21 protein-coding genes are annotated in these 16,644 nt (G+C 39.1%); all 21 read left to right on the top strand.

Annotated elements, in window-relative coordinates:
* Positions 1-15 precede the first annotated feature (15 nt).
* The 21 genes from PHO70_06690 to fabD all read left to right on the top strand — a co-directional run bounded on the left by PHO70_06690 (position 16) and on the right by fabD (position 16,630).
* Complete coding sequence (locus PHO70_06690) at positions 16-1,140, top strand: ABC transporter permease (protein ID MDD5432652.1); 1,125 nt, start codon at positions 16-18, stop codon at positions 1,138-1,140.
* A 3-nt stretch (positions 1,141-1,143) separates the two neighbouring features.
* Positions 1,144-1,917: an ATP-binding cassette domain-containing protein gene (locus PHO70_06685; protein MDD5432651.1), complete on the top strand. Its 774-nt coding sequence runs from the start codon at positions 1,144-1,146 to the stop codon at positions 1,915-1,917.
* Positions 1,914-2,624 carry an MlaD family protein gene (locus PHO70_06680; protein ID MDD5432650.1) on the top strand — a complete coding sequence of 237 codons (711 nt, stop codon included), beginning with the start codon at positions 1,914-1,916 and terminating at the stop codon, positions 2,622-2,624. Before PHO70_06685 ends, PHO70_06680 begins: the two co-directional genes overlap by 4 nt.
* Positions 2,621-3,280, top strand: coding sequence for a PqiC family protein (locus tag PHO70_06675; protein ID MDD5432649.1), 660 nt, complete (start codon positions 2,621-2,623; stop codon positions 3,278-3,280). The genes PHO70_06680 and PHO70_06675 overlap by 4 nt, the downstream gene beginning before the upstream one ends.
* A complete protein-coding gene (locus PHO70_06670; GenBank protein ID MDD5432648.1) occupies positions 3,277-4,104 on the top strand; it encodes an alpha/beta hydrolase in 828 nt (275 codons plus the stop codon). The genes PHO70_06675 and PHO70_06670 overlap by 4 nt, the downstream gene beginning before the upstream one ends.
* On the top strand, positions 4,101-4,496 hold the full coding sequence (locus tag PHO70_06665) for a hypothetical protein (protein MDD5432647.1): 396 nt from the start codon (positions 4,101-4,103) through the stop codon (positions 4,494-4,496). The genes PHO70_06670 and PHO70_06665 overlap by 4 nt, the downstream gene beginning before the upstream one ends.
* A 16-nt stretch (positions 4,497-4,512) precedes the next feature.
* Entirely contained in the window at positions 4,513-5,010 is a 498-nt protein-coding gene (locus PHO70_06660) for a VanZ family protein (GenBank protein ID MDD5432646.1), read from the top strand.
* Complete coding sequence (locus PHO70_06655) at positions 5,007-5,846, top strand: MBL fold metallo-hydrolase (protein MDD5432645.1); 840 nt, start codon at positions 5,007-5,009, stop codon at positions 5,844-5,846. The genes PHO70_06660 and PHO70_06655 overlap by 4 nt, the downstream gene beginning before the upstream one ends.
* 2 nt (positions 5,847-5,848) lie before the next feature.
* Positions 5,849-6,175 (top strand): hypothetical protein, encoded by a 327-nt coding sequence (locus PHO70_06650; protein MDD5432644.1) that lies wholly within the window; start codon positions 5,849-5,851, stop codon positions 6,173-6,175.
* 1 nt (position 6,176) lies between these two features.
* On the top strand, positions 6,177-6,614 hold the full coding sequence (locus PHO70_06645) for a DUF296 domain-containing protein (protein MDD5432643.1): 438 nt from the start codon (positions 6,177-6,179) through the stop codon (positions 6,612-6,614).
* Between the two features lie 13 nt (positions 6,615-6,627).
* Positions 6,628-8,100 carry a hypothetical protein gene (locus tag PHO70_06640; protein MDD5432642.1) on the top strand — a complete coding sequence of 491 codons (1,473 nt, stop codon included), beginning with the start codon at positions 6,628-6,630 and terminating at the stop codon, positions 8,098-8,100.
* A gap of 50 nt (positions 8,101-8,150) precedes the next feature.
* A complete protein-coding gene (gene dusB, locus PHO70_06635) occupies positions 8,151-9,110 on the top strand; it encodes a tRNA dihydrouridine synthase DusB (protein ID MDD5432641.1) in 960 nt (319 codons plus the stop codon).
* 257 nt (positions 9,111-9,367) lie between these two features.
* Positions 9,368-9,832, top strand: coding sequence for a BatD family protein (locus tag PHO70_06630; protein MDD5432640.1), 465 nt, complete (start codon positions 9,368-9,370; stop codon positions 9,830-9,832).
* A gap of 15 nt (positions 9,833-9,847) precedes the next feature.
* A complete protein-coding gene (recG, locus tag PHO70_06625; protein ID MDD5432639.1) occupies positions 9,848-11,920 on the top strand; it encodes an ATP-dependent DNA helicase RecG in 2,073 nt (690 codons plus the stop codon).
* Positions 11,921-11,924: 4 nt separating this feature from the next.
* Positions 11,925-12,464 carry a 16S rRNA (guanine(966)-N(2))-methyltransferase RsmD gene (gene rsmD / locus PHO70_06620; GenBank protein ID MDD5432638.1) on the top strand — a complete coding sequence of 180 codons (540 nt, stop codon included), beginning with the start codon at positions 11,925-11,927 and terminating at the stop codon, positions 12,462-12,464.
* Positions 12,465-12,478: 14 nt separating this feature from the next.
* Positions 12,479-12,973, top strand: a complete 495-nt coding sequence (gene coaD / locus PHO70_06615) for a pantetheine-phosphate adenylyltransferase (protein MDD5432637.1) — start codon at positions 12,479-12,481, stop codon at positions 12,971-12,973.
* Positions 12,974-13,016: 43 nt separating this feature from the next.
* Complete coding sequence (locus PHO70_06610; GenBank protein ID MDD5432636.1) at positions 13,017-13,430, top strand: DUF177 domain-containing protein; 414 nt, start codon at positions 13,017-13,019, stop codon at positions 13,428-13,430.
* A complete protein-coding gene (gene rpmF / locus PHO70_06605; GenBank protein MDD5432635.1) occupies positions 13,417-13,620 on the top strand; it encodes a 50S ribosomal protein L32 in 204 nt (67 codons plus the stop codon). The genes PHO70_06610 and rpmF overlap by 14 nt, the downstream gene beginning before the upstream one ends.
* Before the next feature lie 98 nt (positions 13,621-13,718).
* Positions 13,719-14,726, top strand: coding sequence for a phosphate acyltransferase PlsX (gene plsX, locus PHO70_06600; protein ID MDD5432634.1), 1,008 nt, complete (start codon positions 13,719-13,721; stop codon positions 14,724-14,726).
* Positions 14,727-14,750: 24 nt separating this feature from the next.
* Entirely contained in the window at positions 14,751-15,728 is a 978-nt protein-coding gene (locus tag PHO70_06595) for a ketoacyl-ACP synthase III (protein MDD5432633.1), read from the top strand.
* Positions 15,722-16,630 carry an ACP S-malonyltransferase gene (fabD, locus tag PHO70_06590; protein MDD5432632.1) on the top strand — a complete coding sequence of 303 codons (909 nt, stop codon included), beginning with the start codon at positions 15,722-15,724 and terminating at the stop codon, positions 16,628-16,630. The genes PHO70_06595 and fabD overlap by 7 nt, the downstream gene beginning before the upstream one ends.
* Positions 16,631-16,644 lie beyond the last annotated feature (14 nt).

The raw sequence follows: 16,644 nt of genomic DNA, 5'->3' as shown, positions 1-16,644 counted from the left end.
AAGGATTAAGGCTCCATGTTTCCAGAAAAAATTGAGCTAGAATACTCTGATTCAAAAAATCTTCTTATAAAATTAAGCGGCGATTGGAGAATCTCTTCTGGGCTTCCCGGAGAAGATAAGGTAATTTCATTCTTCGCTGAACATCCTGATATTGCTCAGGTTAATTTTGAGGCTCTGCAATTAAAAGAATGGGATAGCGGTATTATTTCGTTTTTATTGCACTTGGCCAGGAATTGCGAAAAGAAGAATATAAATGTTAATCTTGAAGGCCTGCCTCAGGGGGTAAAGAAACTACTAACGCTTGCTTTAACGATTGAAGAAAAAGAAATCGCTGAAGAAGTAAAAGAGCCTTTCCTGGCAAGGGTGGGCGACAGGACAATCAAAGTTATTGAAAGTATCAGTTCTCTGTTGGATTTTTTAGGAGAAATAGCTGTTGCTTTTGGCAGGCTTATCCTAGGAAAAGCATATTTTCGTAAAACTGATTTTTTCCCTATAGTGCAGAAATGCGGAATTGATGCATTATTATTGGTTTCTTTGATTAGTTTCTTGGTCGGTGTAATTCTTGCCTTTATCGGAGCAATCCAGCTTAAATTGTTTGGCGCGCAGATTTATATCGCGGATATCGTAGGTATTGGAATGGTGCGCGTAATGGGGGCGGTTATGACCGGCGTGCTTATGTCAGGCCGGACTGGTGCTTCTTTTGCTGCCGAGTTAGGCATTATGCAGACAAATGAAGAGATAGACGCTCTAAAAACTTTAGGGATTAACCCGGTTGAATATTTAGTAATGCCTCGTGTTATGGCTTTGGTTATCATGCTTCCGCTTTTAACTATCTATGCTGACCTTTTGGGTATTATTGGCGGCTATACGATAAGTACGTTTTTTCTTGGGCTTAATCCGGTTGAATATTTGCAGCATACACAAAGAGCAATAAAAATGAACTATGTCTGGATTGGGCTTGTCCATGGTTTTGTTTTCGGTATCATTATTGCGGTTTCAGGATGCCTGCGCGGGATGAAATGCCAGAGGAGTTCCGCCGCTGTTGGTGAAGCGACAACTTCAGCAGTAGTTACCGCGATTACCTGTATTGTAATTGCCACTGCAATCATCACATTTGTCTGCCAGATCTTGGGGGTTTAGTTGATGGAAAAAGCTTTGCTTCCTGTCATTGAAATACGCAACCTTGATTTATCTTATGATGATTATGTTGTGATGCGCGGTTTAAATTTTAACATTAATAAAGGCGATATTTTTGTTGTCATGGGAGGAAGCGGCTGCGGAAAGAGTACGCTGCTTAAAGCTCTTATTGGGCTTAAGGAACCGGAAAAAGGCACTGTTTTATATGAAGGAAAAAGTTTTTGGGAGGAATCTGAAACAGAACAGCAAAGATTAATGCGCAGGTTTGGGGTTTTGTATCAGGGGGGCGCTCTGTGGAGTTCTTTAACTCTTGGAGAAAATGTAGCGCTTCCTTTGGAATTATATTCCAAGCTATCAGTTTCACAAATTCAGGAATTGGTGTCATTTAAACTTTCTTTAGTAGGGCTTGGCGGGTATGAAAATTATTATCCCGCGGAGATTAGCGGAGGGATGCGTAAACGGGCTGGCCTTGCCCGGGCGATAGCGCTTGACCCGGATATAATCTTTTTTGATGAACCTTCTGCCGGGCTTGACCCAATCAGTGCCCGCATGCTTGATGATTTAATTATACAATTAAGGGATGTTCTAGGGGCAACGTTTGTAGTGGTCACCCATGAACTTGCCAGTATTTTTGCTGTGGGGAATAATTCTGTATTCCTTGACGCGGAGAGTAAGACTGCGATTGCGCAAGGCGCTCCAAAGGATTTATTAAATAATTCTAAAGACCCAAGGGTCATTCAATTTTTAACAAGAGGTAAGACGCGAGGAGCCGGACAATGATTAGAAAATCAAACAAAGTATTGATTGGTGTGTTTGTGATTGTGGCTATAGTTTTATTAATAACCGCGATAGTTATTTTTGGATCGGGGGCGTTATTTAAGCGGGCAGATAAATATGTTTTATACTTTGATGGCTCAATAAAAGGCCTTTCCGTGGGAGCTCCGGTAATATTTAGGGGTGTTAAAATCGGTAATGTTTCGGATATAAGCTTGGTTTATAATCCGGTAAATAAAGAGGTGATAATCCCGGTAGTTATAGATGTGGAGTTAGCTCGCGTGGAAGGTTTACCTGATAAAATTGGCTATCCAAATTATAAAAGAATAATTGAGCGTGGTATACGCGGCAAACTGGAAATCCAGAGTTTTATCACGGGCCAATTGATGATTGCGTTTGACTATTATCCGGATAGGCCTGCAAAGTTACATGATTTTGTAAATAAACATCCTGAGCTTCCGGTACTCCCTATATCAAAAGATATTTTTGAGATTATGAATGAGATCCCTATTAAAGAAATATCAAAACAACTTGAGCAGACAGTTGCTGGAATGAATAGATTGGTAAATTCAGAGGGTTTGATCGGGTTAGATAAAACGCTTAGAGAAATAACAGAGGCGATGCGTTCTATTCATTTCTTTGTTGAATATCTTGAGCAGCATCCCGAAGCACTCTTAAAAGGAAAACCTATTAATAAAGGAGATAGAAAATGAAGAAGGCCTTATTATTTGGTTTATTAGCCGTATTTTTAGCAGGTTGTATGTCTATCCCGGACAGCCCAAACCCGCGGTTCTATATGCTTAAGCCCGTAGATAAAGAACAGGTAAAAGAGAAAATTGATATCTCTCCGGATTTGATTATCGGCTTAGGCCCGGTTAAGATCCCCGAATATTTGAACCGTCCGCAGATTGTAACCTTTGATAAGGAAAGGATGCTTCATTTTTCTCAGTTTGACCGTTGGGGGGAGGCTTTGGATTCCGGACTTGCGCGCATAATAAGGGAAGACCTTATGGTCTTAGTGCCAAATATAACCTTAGAAATGTTCCCTTGCAATACGGCCATCTCTGCGGATTACCAGGTTATGGTTGATGTTATTAATATTGAAGCCGACCCGGAAAAGGAATTAATTTTTACTGTTCAATGGTCGGTTATTGATTTGCGTAATAAAGAGAAGGTGTTTACAAAAAGATCGGAATTCCGCCATCCGGTTAGCCCAAATAATTATATGGGTTTGGTTCAAGCCTTAAGTTCCGCTTGTGTTGATTTAAGCAGGGATATTGCTATTGATTTGGTTTCTTTGATTGATAAGCGTAAGCTCGGTGTAATAGTCCCTGTTGATTCAAAAGAAGAGGCTTCTATAAAAAAATGAAAACCTTATGCTCCAGCTTAAAAGATACATTAAAAGTAGGGAGATTTATTATCCCTTATAGGATTTATGAGAATAATGGCCCGCAGATTATATGTATTAACGGTGTCCAGCAGTCAATGGCTATGTGGCAGTCTTTCATCTCGCGCTTTTCTTCTAAATACAGAATTGTGCTTTTTGATTTTCCGGGACAGGGAAAAGCGGAAATTCTTTCCGGCTTGCCTCATGTAACCCTTGATGAGCAAGTGCAAATACTCTTAGCAGTCTTAGAAAAAACCAATATGAATGAAAATGCAATTATGTGTACAGCCTCATGGGGCGGAGTAGTGGCAGTTGCTTTTGCCGCAAAATATCCGGATAGAATCAAGAAGATGGTTTTGGCTAGCCTCGGAACAAAACCGAATAAGAAAATGGTAGAAACTATTATGAAGGGGCATGCTTTGGAAACGCATGACCGCGATACAATGGCGCAGGTATTGATAAAAGCCTTTGGAGAAAATCTGCCTTTGGATTTTAAACAGAAAATTGTTAATCAATTCCGAAAGATGAAAGAAGAGAATCTGCGCGCGTTCTGTGAACATGGGCTGTTTGTGATTTCTTCAAAAAAGTTAAGTGATATGGTTGATTTAAAAAAGATTAAAGCTAGGACAATCCTTTTAAGCGGAGAAAAAGATACTATTATTGATTTGGATGATGTTAAGTTTCTTGCGACACAAATCCCGGATTGCGAAATCAGGATTATAAAAGGCGTCGGGCATTTTATGCATATAGAGAATGCTTCGGTATTGGATATATATGAAATAATCCTGCAAGGAATGGCTAAATGAAGCAAGTAATAATTTCACTGGCTTTATTTTTGGGAATTCTTCCCGTAGAGTTTTCGTTTGCGCAGGAAGTTGTTAATAGGGCTGAAGACGGCAAGGAGGTTTATACTACTAACGGAGAAGTTTCCGGTTCGCAGCAATTTAGTATTGATACCAGCCCGGCTTATGATCCTTATATGAGTGAAAGTTTTAAGGGTGAAGAGCCTGTTGCCCCAACTGTTTCAAGCTCAAGCGGCCCTTCAACAGATGTAAAGTTTAATGCTGATGCGTATAACCAATCTGACCCGTTTATGGGGCACACTTATGAAAGTGAGCAAAAGAAAGAAGAATCCTTCGGGCAGGATCTCCATGCAGGGGAAAAGCCGCAGATCTGGAAATGGAAATCCAGAGATTGATTTTGTAATTGCATAGATGTTGAAATTATCTAAATTCACAATAGGCTTTAGTATTTTTACAATCCTGTCTGCTTTTTTCATGAGGCAGGTTTTGGAGTTCTTTGATAAGGTGTTCGGCGTTAACAATATGAGGATGTTTTTCGCCTCGGTTGGTTTAGTGGCTATTTTTTACCTATTTTTTAATTTAATTAAGAAGAAAAGCGGTTTTTTAAAGATTGCAGTTAATTTATTGGTAATTATTTTAGCGGTTATGTATTGGCAGGGTTTTGATATTTTTGAGGAAAGAACGCATCTCTTGCAGTATGGCTTAATAGGTTATCTTGCGATAAAAGATTTTCAAAAGGCTAACAAGCCTATTCGGGCGATAATATTCGCGGCGGTATTCATATTGTTGGTTGGATCTCTTGATGAAATCTTCCAAAGATTTATTCCTTGGCGCGTCGGAGATATAAGAGATGTTTTTGCGGATTTAATCAGCGGAATTTTTGGAGTTATTTTATATATATTAAGATGAAAAGCATAAGGTTAGTTTTTATAACTACGGTATTTTTATTCCTTGCAAATATTTGTTTTGCCGCTAATTGTTCAAAACTGCATTTTATCAACACCGGAAAAGGAGAGGCGGTTTTAATCCAATCGGGTAATGAAAATGCCTTAATTGACACCGGAGGATTCCTTAGCGGGTACAGAGTTGTTGATTATCTTAAGAAAAATAAAATTGTTAGTTTAAAATATCTCATAGTTACCCATCCTCATCCGGATCATTTCGGTGGAGCATTTTTTGTTTTACCTCAAATTGATATTGAAAAGATTTTTGATAATGGGCAGGTTTTGGATAATGATGATTATACCCAGGAATCATATGGTATGCTCGTGCGTTCAAAGAAAAATTACCTGGTGCTTAAGAAGGGTGACCAGCTTAAGCTTGGGGGGATAACTTTGGATGTGCTTTGGCCTCAAGAGGCGCAAGGCAGTTCTTTTAATGATAATTCTCTTGTGTTAAAGCTTAAGGCTTGCGGAGTTGGAATTTTGTTAACAAGCGATTTAGGCAGTCAGAGTGAGGAGCAATTATTAAAAGAAAAATCAGATTTGAAATCTGCGGTTTTAAAGGTCGGGCATCATGGCTATAAAAATGCGACAAGTAAAGCATTCTTAAAAATAGTTTCTCCGGAAATAGCAATTATCAGCGTTGGCCCGACTAATAGGATTGAGAAAGCGCCTAGCAGCGAAACGATTAATTTGTTAAAGAAAAGAGGAATTAAGATTTATCGAACCGATGAAGACGGAGAGGTAATTGTTGATATTGATTCTAAGGGAAAATATTCGGTTTCAACACAAGGAAAGGAATAGATATGGAACTTGATAAATTAAGGGATGAATTAAAAGCCGTAACTTTTGACTCAAAACGCCTTGATTGCGATAATCATTTTGAGGCTGTAATTATCAAGGATGAATTGGAAAAACTTGTAAAAAGGCTGGAGAATGTTTTCGGTAAGCCAGTCTGGCCTTCTGGTAAAAGGCTAAGTTTTCAGCTGGAAGAAGCAATCAAATCTTACGGCGGGATTATGCCCGGTCAGACGCTTTATTTTCTGGAAGAAGAAAAGAAAGAAGTCTTCGCTATGCTATGGCCTTGGCAGGACGGAGTGCATACAACAGTTAAAATCATAAGTAGGGTTTGATATGAAATATACAAAAGGAACAATTGGAAGGATTTTTGTTTTAAAGTTTGAAGATGATGATATCCTGATTGAAAAGCTCTCTGGATTTATTAAAAAAGAGCGCGTAAAGTCAGCTGCTATGGTTTTTATCGGGGCGCTTAAAAAAGGCGACCTTGTGACAGGGCCTAAAAAACCGGTAATTCCGCCTGAGCCAAATAAAGTTTTTTTTAAAGATGGCTGGGAGGTAATGGGGATAGGGACGATTTTCAGCAATTCTTCCGGCCCGCAGATACATATCCATGGCAGTATGGGCAAGAAGAACGCGGTTCTTACTGGATGCGTCAGGGGTAAATCAAAAGTTTTTTTAGTAATTGAGGCAATAGTCTTTGAGTTAAAAGGCGTTAAGGCTTCAAAGGATATTGATCCAAAAACCGGGCTTAATCTTTTAAAAATATTTTAAGGAGAATCTTCTGATGAAAGATATCAAGTTTGATTTTAATAATATGTTTAGTTCAAATGTTGGGAAAACCCATGGAGTTGAACAATCTGATATTGATCAATTGATGCCTTCTGTGCATTGTGCCGACGAGCATCTGAAAAAGATTTTAAGCAGTCCTTCTCTTAGGATAAAGCTTGGGTTAGAATGGGCCAACTTGGCTAATCAGGATAAAAATAAAATCAAAGAAATCCAAAAGCTTGGGAAAGAAATATCAAAGAAATACGATAATGTGATTTCTTTAGGGATCGGGGGTTCATATTTAGGTTTAAAGGCGGCGCAGGATGCTCTCTGCCCTCCATACTACAATGAATTCTCTTCTTTAAGAAAAGGTAATCCTAAAGTTTATTTTGAGGGCAATAATCTTGATCCCGATACATTAAGCGCTTTACTTAAGAATTTGAATCCTAAGAAAACTTTTGTAATTGTGATTTCAAAATCAGGAGAGACTACTGAGACGAAGGCTGCATTCATGATTGTGGATAATTGGTTAAAGAAGGGCGTTGGGAAGAATTACGGCAGGCAGATAATTGCTATCACCGATCCTGAGAGTGGAACTTTGCGCAGTAGAGTTAACGAAGAGCAGGGCAGGGATAGTTTAAGTTTTAAAAGTTTTCCTTTATTAAAAGGTGTTGGCGGCAGATTCTCCGAATTTAATATGGGGCTTTTGCACCTCGCGATTATCGGGGTTAATATAGAAGAAGTTTTTAAGGGCATTAAGGATATGGCAGTAAGATGCAGCAATCCGGATATATTAAAAAACCCCGCCTATCTTTATGCAGTTTTACATTTTATACTTTATCGAAATAAAGGTAAGCCTATTGCGGTATTAATGCCTTTTTCCGAGACTTTAAAATCTACTGCGGATTGGTATGTCCAGCTTTTAGCTGAAAGTTTAGGGAAAAAATACGCCAGAAAAATTGAGGTTTTAAATAATGGAGACGAGGCGTGGGTTAATGATAAAGAGCGTATTCTTAACGTAGGCAGGACCCCAATCCCTGCGCGCGGCACAAACGATTTACATTCTATCCAGCAAAATAATATTGAAGGCCAGAATGACAAGGTAACAACTTTTATCAGGGTAGAGAAATTTAAGAGTGATTGTAAAGTTACTGCAAAAAACGATCTTTTGTCGGGTAAAAGTTATTCTGATTTGATTAAGTTGGCACAGGAAGCCACTGAATGGGCTCTTAAGCAACAGGCTCGACCAAGCTGTACGATTGTTTTATCAGAGGTTTCGGCCTATACTTGGGGTGCGCTTCTATTCTTTTTTGAAATGGCAGTTGCTTTTGAAGGTGAACTTTTGGAAGTAAATGCCTTTGACCAGCCGGGAGTGGAAGGATACAAAAATTATATGTACTACAAATTGGGCAAACCCGGATTAAGCTCGGCTATCGCTGACCAGATAAAAAACAACCCGCTAATAAAGAATCCAGAATTTATCCTCTAAAAATTCTGCTAAATTCCTGAAAATATATTAGAATTGGTTTTGGAGCTACTATGCTAAAAATTGGTAAATTAAAATTAAAATCAAATTTAATCCTTGCTCCTATGGCAGGAATCAGCGATCTGCCTTTTCGCATCCTTAACCGTGAATTTGGATGTGAATTAGCGTTTGTAGAGATGATTAATGCGCGTTCCATCAGTCATAAAAGCAAAAGAACGCGTATGATGCTTACTTCTAACCTTAAAGATAAGCCGCTTGGAATTCAGCTTTTAGGCTGTGAAGCAAATTATATCTTAAAAGCGCTGGATGTTTTAAAGGAATATAAATTTAACATCCTTGATTTCAATGCCGCATGCCCTGCGAAGAAAGTAACACGAAGGGGAGAAGGGGCGAGCCTTTTAAAAGAACCAAAAAAGTTGCAGAAGCTGCTGAAGTTAGTAGTTGATAATTCAAGTGTGCCGGTAACTTTAAAAATCCGCGCGGGCTGGGATAAGGATTCAATTAATGCTTCTGAAGTTGCGCGTTTAGCAGAAGATGCGGGAATTGACGGGTTATTTATTCATGGGAGAACAAAACTGCAAGGTTACAGCGGTAGTGTTGATTATAAAGTAATAGCCGCGGTAAAGAAGGCTATAAAAATTCCGCTTATTGCAAGCGGGGATATTTTGTCTGCGCAATTAGCAAAGAAAATGATTGATGAAACCGGCTGCGACGGGATTGCCGTAGCAAGGGGAGCCTTAGGGAATCCTTGGATTTTTAAAGAGATAAAAAGCTTCTTGAAGAATGGAGAGATAATTAAACGGCCGCCTTCTGATGAAGTTGTCAGGATTATCTTAAAGCATCTTAATTCTTGTATAGATTATTATGGAGAAAGAAGCGGGGTTGTGATCTTTCGTAAATTCTTTGCCTGGTATACAAAAGGTTTCCGTCATGTCCGGCCTCTAAGAGAGAAATCCTCCCGGGCGAAGACAAAGCAGGAGATGGAGGAGATTATTAGGGAGTGTGCTGGATAGTTTATCCCTCGTGGCAACAAGTTTAGAATATAGCCACTCGGGATTTCGCACAATAATGCACCTTTGGTGCATTATTGTGCTCAACAAAAAATCCCCCGAAAATACTGGGGGTTTCTTGTAGGTGATAGGCCTCTTTAGCTTTCGCTATCCGAGAACCTCCTTGTTGTTCAACCTTAATTAAGTATGCCATATTTTTTTCTGAAATTCAAGATGCACTCTGGTATTGACAAAAAAAGAGATTATGATAAATATAAAATATGATTCCTAAGTTTATTTTAATACCTGTTTTTATATTTGTTTTGGTCCTGCCGGCTTTTGCCGAGACTTCAATTAAGGCCGAAGTTGATAAAAGAAGCCTGACTACAGATGAGCTGCTTACTTATAAGATTTCAATTGTTTCTTCGGAAAAAAAGCTCCCGCCGCTTACTCTGCCTAAATTAGAAGGATTTGAAATTGTTTCTTCCGCGCAATCAACTACCATGTCTTATGCGAAAGAAGTCCACACCTTTATAGCGATTACAGTTATCCTGGTCCCCACTGCTACTGGAAAAATTAAAATACTCCCTTCAAGTATAGTTGTTCACGGTAAGACTTATTCAACAGAATCATTTGAAATTGAAGTTCTGCCCGGCAAAACAAAGCCTGCTGTCCCCAAAAAAGAAAAATCTGATTTTCCACTTCCTTCTGAGCAAGGTTCAGAGAAACCAAAAGTCACTCTTTAGGTTCTCTGTAGCATTATGATAAAAAAAATAAATACTCCTGTTAGATATTTAAAAGGCATTGGCCCTAAAAGAGCAGCGGCATTCGCCTCTAAGGGGGTCTTTACTGTTGAAGACCTTCTTTATTATTTCCCTTATCGTTATGAAGACAGGTCAAACCTTTCTAAAATATCAAAACTTCAGGAAGGCCAAGTTCAAGCGATTAAAGCGCAGGTTATCGTGGGAGGAGAACGCAGGTCATTCAGGAGAAGAGGCTTTAGTATAACTGAGATAGTGGTAGGGGATGAGACGGGTAAGATAAATTGTGTTTGGTTTAATCAACCTTATCTTAGGAATTATTTCAAGCCGGGAGTAAATTTGATTCTTTATGGGAAAGTAGAACGTTACGGCGTAAGATTGCAGATGAGTTCTCCGGAGTTTGAGATAATTTCTGAAGAAACCGATTCCAGCCTTAATACGGGAAGAATTGTCCCTGTTTATTCTTTGCTGGAAGGCTTGTCGCAAAGGGTCCTTCGTAAAGTTATTAAACAGGCTATTGACGAATATCTTGTGTCTATCCAGGATTTCTTGCCTTATGATATGCGCTCCAAACATAACCTTCTTAATCTTGCCAAAAGCCTTCTTAATATTCATTTCCCTGAGTCGTTTGATATGCAAAAACTTGCCTATGATAGATTGGCATTTGAAGAATTCTTTTTATTCCAGGTCCCGCTTGCAATGCGCAAACGCGAGAAAAAAGAAAAAAAAGGGATAGCTCATATTGTGGAAGGGAAATTAGTAAATGATTTTATCGCAAGTATGCCATTTAAATTAACTTTATCTCAGGAAAAAGTTATTGAAGAAATAAAATCCGATATGCAAAGGGCTGTCCCTATGCAACGTTTACTGCAGGGAGATGTTGGTTCGGGTAAGACTGTAGTTGCCGGTATCGCCAGTATTGCCGCGATTCAAGGCGGTTACCAGGCAGCTTTTATGGTGCCAACTGAAATCTTGGCGCGCCAGCATTATGCAAATTTTTTATCTTACGAGGGGAAAATAAGAATCGGCTTACTTACGGGGAGCCTTACAAAACAGGAAAAAGAAAACATTTGCAAAAGAATCAAAGATGGCAAGATTGATTTAGTTGTCGGTACGCACGCATTACTAGAAGAGGACATTGTCTTTAAGAACTTAGGTTTGGTTGTCATTGATGAACAGCATAAGTTTGGTGTGGGCCAGCGAGCTCTGCTTCCGAAAAAAGGCGTAAGTCCGGATGTCCTGATTATGACCGCAACTCCAATTCCAAGGACTCTTGCTATTACAATTTACGGAGATTTAGATATTTCTGTTATAAATGAATTGCCTCCGGGCCGCGTCCCGATTAAAACAATGCATTTTACCCCGCAAAATAAAAAATCAGGGTATGAAATTGCAAGAGAAGAGTTAAAGAAGGGGATGCAGGCGTATATTATTTATCCGACGATTGAGGAATCTTTTATGTTGGATATTGCCGGTGCAAAGAAGATGTATGATGAATTAAGAAAAACAGAGTTTAAGGATTTTAAATTAGGTTTAATCCACGGCAGGTTGAAACAAAAAGAGCAAGATGATATTATGCAGAAATTTAAGGATGGCAAATTGGATCTTCTGGTTTCAACTACTGTTTTAGAAGTAGGTATTGATATTCCGAAAGCAACGTGTATGATTATTGAATCAGCAGAAAGGTTTGGCTTAAGCCAATTGCATCAATTGCGTGGCCGCGTAGGCAGGGATAAGTTTGAATCTTTTTGCATACTCATTTCTGAGGCGCAAAATGATGACGCGAAAGCGCGGATGGAAGCAATGGTAAAATTTAGCGATGGCTTTCGTATTGCCGAGGAAGATTTAAAAATAAGAGGCCCGGGGGAATTTTTTGGCGCAAGGCAATCGGGCTTAAGCGAGCTAAAAATAGGGAATCCTTTAATACAGATGCAGCTTTTAAAACAGGCAAGAGAAGAAGCGTTGAAGCTTGTAGAATTGGATCCTTCGCTTAATATGCATCAAAATGCGTTATTAAAGGAAAAATTGCTGCACAGGTTTCCTGAATATGAGAAACTGATGGCAGCAGGATAAGGGTATGAGAATAATTACAGGTAAATATAGAAACATGGTTATCCATATGCCAAAAGGCATAAGGCCGACTCAGAATAAGGTGAGGAAAGCCATATTTGATATTTTAGGGGATATGGAAGGGCTGACTTTCCTGGAGCTTTTCGCAGGTACTGGTGCGGTAGGCTTTGAAGCGGCTTCAAGAGGGGCCAAACATGTTACTTTGGTTGAATTTAACAAAGAAAGCCTGCGTTCTATAAAAAGGAATATACTTAGCCTTAAGCTCCAAAATTGCGACTTGTATCCTATGGATACCCAGAAAACAATAGAAATCCTGCGCAAGGAAAAACGCCAATTTGATATTATTTTCTTTGATCCTCCTTATTATGAGGGCTTGGCAAAAAAAACCTTGCAAATGTTAGGCCCTTGTGATATATTAGCGCCCAATGGTTTTATAGTCGCTCAGCATTTTAAAAAAGACCAGCTTCCCAAGGAAGACGGAGAGCTGGTTTTAATAAAAGAGGCTGTTTACGGCGATACTGTGTTATCTTTCTATAGAAAAGCTTAAAGGATAGTTAATTAATGTGCCAAAAAGCTATTTATCCGGGGACATTTGATCCGATTACCTACGGACATATTGATCTTATTAAGAGAGCACAAGAGATATTCTCGGAAGTCATTGTGGCAGTTGCCCATAATCCCCATAAAAAACCTCTTTTTAGCGTTAAGGAAAGAGTAAAATTGCTTAAGGAGGCAACAGTTGATTTGCCGGGGATTGAGATTACTGATTTTGACGGCTTAGTTGTAGATTTCGCCCGTAAAAAGAAAGCCAAAGTGTTAATCCGCGGGCTTCGCATGATTTCGGATTTTGAATATGAATTCCAGATGGCTTTGACAAATAGGAAACTTGCTTCAGATGTAGAAACAATCTTCCTCATGCCTCATGAATCCTACAGCTATCTTTCCTCTAAACTGTTGAAAGAAGCAGCATCTTTAGGCGCAGATGTATCCAGGTTTGTGCCGGATTTCGTGGAAAAGGAACTGAAAAAGAAATTAAAAAGAAATCTTAAGGGATAAGTTTAAAGGAAAGTTGTAATTTTTATCAGAAGGGATTTGCGGCTTGAAGATAGATATAAATAGCATACCGATTGAAGGCTTAACATTAATTGAAAAAATTAATCCTTCGGATTTGGACCTTGAAACCGATTTAATTAAGTATCAGGGTTTAATAAATGCGCGGGCGTTTATAACTAAGATAAGTAACGCGGTTAGCGTTGATTTAAACCTAACCGGTAAGATTCATGCTGTTTGTGCCCGTTGTCTGGAAGAATTTGAAATTGATTTGAATCGGGAATTAAAATTTAATTATCCGGTGAGCAAGACGGAATCAAAGATTGATCTTGATCCGGATATAAGAGAAGAGATAATCGTAGGTTATCCCATAAAGTTCCTCTGCAAGGAAAATTGCTTAGGGCTTTGTGTAAAATGTGGCAAGAATTTAAACGAAGGAGGATGTTCCTGTGGCACTACCTAAAAGAAGGCATTCAACAACGCGCGGCAGAAAGCGCCGTACGCATTGGAAGATAGCAAAGACTACTCTTGTCCCTTGTACTCAATGCAAAACACCAAAAGTTTCTCATCAGGTTTGCAAGGTCTGCGGTTATTATGACGGCAGGCAGGTAATTGAGATTAAGGTAAAAGAGAAGAAGCACAAGAAGCAATAAACTATAGCTGCTAATTTTATCCTTTGATATAAGAAGCAAAGTATAAATTTCGCTAAAATATCTTTAATCATTGTAATTACTAACAGGAGAGTTTAGGCGTGAAGATTATAGTTGATGCTATGGGAGGGGATCACGCGCCGGAAGTTGTGATTGATGGCGTTGTGGAAGCAGTTAATCAATATGATACGGAAGTTGTCCTTGTAGGCGATGAGGCAAAGATAAAGCAGCTTTTAGAGAAGAAGAATTATCCTAAGGATAAAATCTCTACTTATCACGCTCCGGAAGTAATTGAAATGCATGAGTCTCCGGCAGTCAGTGTCCGCAAAAAACGAAATTCTTCAATTTCAATAGGGATTAATTTAGTTAAAGAAGGCAAGGGAGATGCTTTTTTTAGCGCCGGAAATACCGGGGCGGTTGTCTGTGCTGCAACTTTATTTTTGGGGCTCCTTCCCGAAGTCGAGAGGCCAGGCATAGCTATTGTTACGCCATCCGTAAAAGGCATTTCTTTGATTGTTGATGTTGGTGCGAATATTGACGCTAAGCCGTTACATTTATTGCAATACGGCATCATGGGTAGCGCTTATTTGCAGAATATATTTAATATCAAGAATCCAAGTATTGGCCTTTTAAATGTCGGCGAAGAAGAAAGCAAGGGTACTGGTTTTGTGAAAGAAACTTACGAGCTGCTTTCTAAAAGTAATATTAATTTTATAGGTAATATTGAAGGAAAGGCTCTTTTTACAGGTAAATGTGATGTAATTGTTTGCGATGGCTTTGTGGGGAATGTTGCATTAAAGGTTACGGAAGGCACTGCCGAAGCAATACAGGTATTTTTGAAACGCCATCTTTTAAAAACTAATCTCTTGGGAAAAATTGGCATCCTTCTTTTGAAGAATACATTTATTAAGTTTAAAAAAGAGATGGATTATGCAGAATTTGGTGGAGCTCCTTTATTAGGAGTTAATGGTGTTGTAATAATTGGTCATGGCAGGTCTCATGCAAGGGCGATAAAAAACGCGATTAGGGTAGCTAAAGAGGAAGTAGAGAGGCAAGTTAACAAAAAGATCGTGGAAGCAATAAGTTCCCTTCATCAAAAACAGGCCTGAGTCAAATAGCTTAAGGTAAAATAAATGAAAAAAGTTGGGATAATCGGTTTAGGAAAATATTTGCCTCAAAAGGTTTTGACTAATGCTGACCTTGAGAAAATGGTAGATACTTCTGATGAATGGATTACGACCAGGACCGGCATTAAAGAAAGAAGGTTAGCTGCTAAGAATGAAGTTACTTCTGATTTAGGGTTAGGGGCAGCTAAAGAAGCAATTGAGGATGCAAAATTAAAGCCGGAAGATATTGAATTAATTATCGTCGCAACAATAACCCCAGATATGCAATTCCCTGCAACAGCTTGTATTTTGCAGGCAAAACTTGGGGCGATGAAAGCAGTATGTTTTGATGTTTCTGCAGCCTGTGCAGGGTTTGTTTATGCTATATCTATAGCGCAGCAATTTATCTCACAGGGTGCTTATAAAAATGCATTAGTTATTGGAGCTGAGATGCTATCTTCCGTAACTGATTGGGAAGATAGGAATACTTGTGTTTTATTCGGTGATGGAGCAGGAGCTGCTGTGTTGGCAGAAGTAAATGGCGGCGGCATTATTTCAACATATCTTGGCTGCGATGGGACAAAGGTTGATTTGTTAAATGTTCCCGCAGGCGGTTCAAAGCATCCTGCTACAGCTGAAACGGTTGCTAAGAGGATGCATTTTATAAAGATGCAGGGCAATGAATTATTTAAGATAGCGGTTAAAAGTATGACTGAAGCGGCAGAAACTGTTTTAAAACAAGCCCATCTAAAATTCTCCGATGTAAATTTAATCATACCGCATCAAGCAAATTCCCGGATTATTATGGCGGTTGCAAAGAAATTAGGTTTAGGGGAAGACAAAATATATTTGAATATTGAAAGATACGGCAATATGTCTTCAGCGTCAACTGCCATAGCTTTGTGCGAAGCAGTTAAAGAAGGAAGAGTCAAAAAAGGAGATATTGTCCTTTTGGACGCTTTTGGCGCGGGCCTTGTTTCGGGAGCTTGTGTTATTAAATGGTAGCTTATCTTTTTGCAGGGCAAGGCGCACAATATATAGGTATGGGCAAAGACCTCTATGAGTCTTTCCCCGAAAGTAAGGCTGTATTTGATAAGGCGGACAAAGTTTTAGGATTTTCAATATCCAAGCTTTGTTTTGAAGGCCCGCAAGAAGAACTTACTAAGACTAAAAATTGCCAGCCAGCGATTGTTGCGGCAAGTATTGCTGCTTTGGAAGCTTATAAGGCACAAGGCACAAGTGACAAGGCACAAGTTAAGTTTGTTGCTGGGTTAAGCTTAGGCGAGTACTCGGCGTTGGTTGCAGCTGGAGCGATTAGTTTTGAAGATGCTATTTATCTGGTAAGGCGCCGCGGTGAATACATGGAAGAAGAAGCGCTTAAGAATCCCGGTAAGATGGCTTCTCTGATTGGCCTTGATCTTTCTAAGGTTAAAGAGGTTTGTGCAAAAACTAATACAGAAATAGCGAATATTAATTGCCCCGGACAGATTGTGATATCCGGAAGCCCTTCTGGAATAGAGGAGGCAGTAAAATTAGCCAAGGAAATTGGAGCAAGGATGGCTATTATTTTGGATGTAAGCGGTGCGTTCCACTCTTCTTTTATGAAAGGAGCTACTTTAAAGCTGGCTAAAGAATTAGATAGCGTTAAAATTAATGCTCCTCGTATTCCCGTTATTAGCAATGTAAGCGGAAAGCCTGTTGCCTCAGCATTTGAAATTGAAGAGAATTTGATTAAGCAGGTTGCTTCAAGCGTGCTTTGGGAAGATTCAATGAAATTCATATTAAATTCAGGAGTAAGTAAATTTATTGAATTCGGCCCGGGTAAAGTGTTAAAAGGGCTTATGCGGCGAATAGATGTTAATGCTGAAGTTAAAACAGTAGAGAAAAAAGCAGATATTATTGTTTAGGAAGGAGCTAGTAT

The organism is Candidatus Omnitrophota bacterium (assembly GCA_028715415.1).
Lineage (GTDB): Bacteria > Omnitrophota > Gorgyraeia > Gygaellales > Profunditerraquicolaceae > JAQURX01.
The sequence above is the reverse complement of the archived record's forward strand: the minus strand, read 5'-3'. Positions and strand labels throughout refer to the sequence as shown.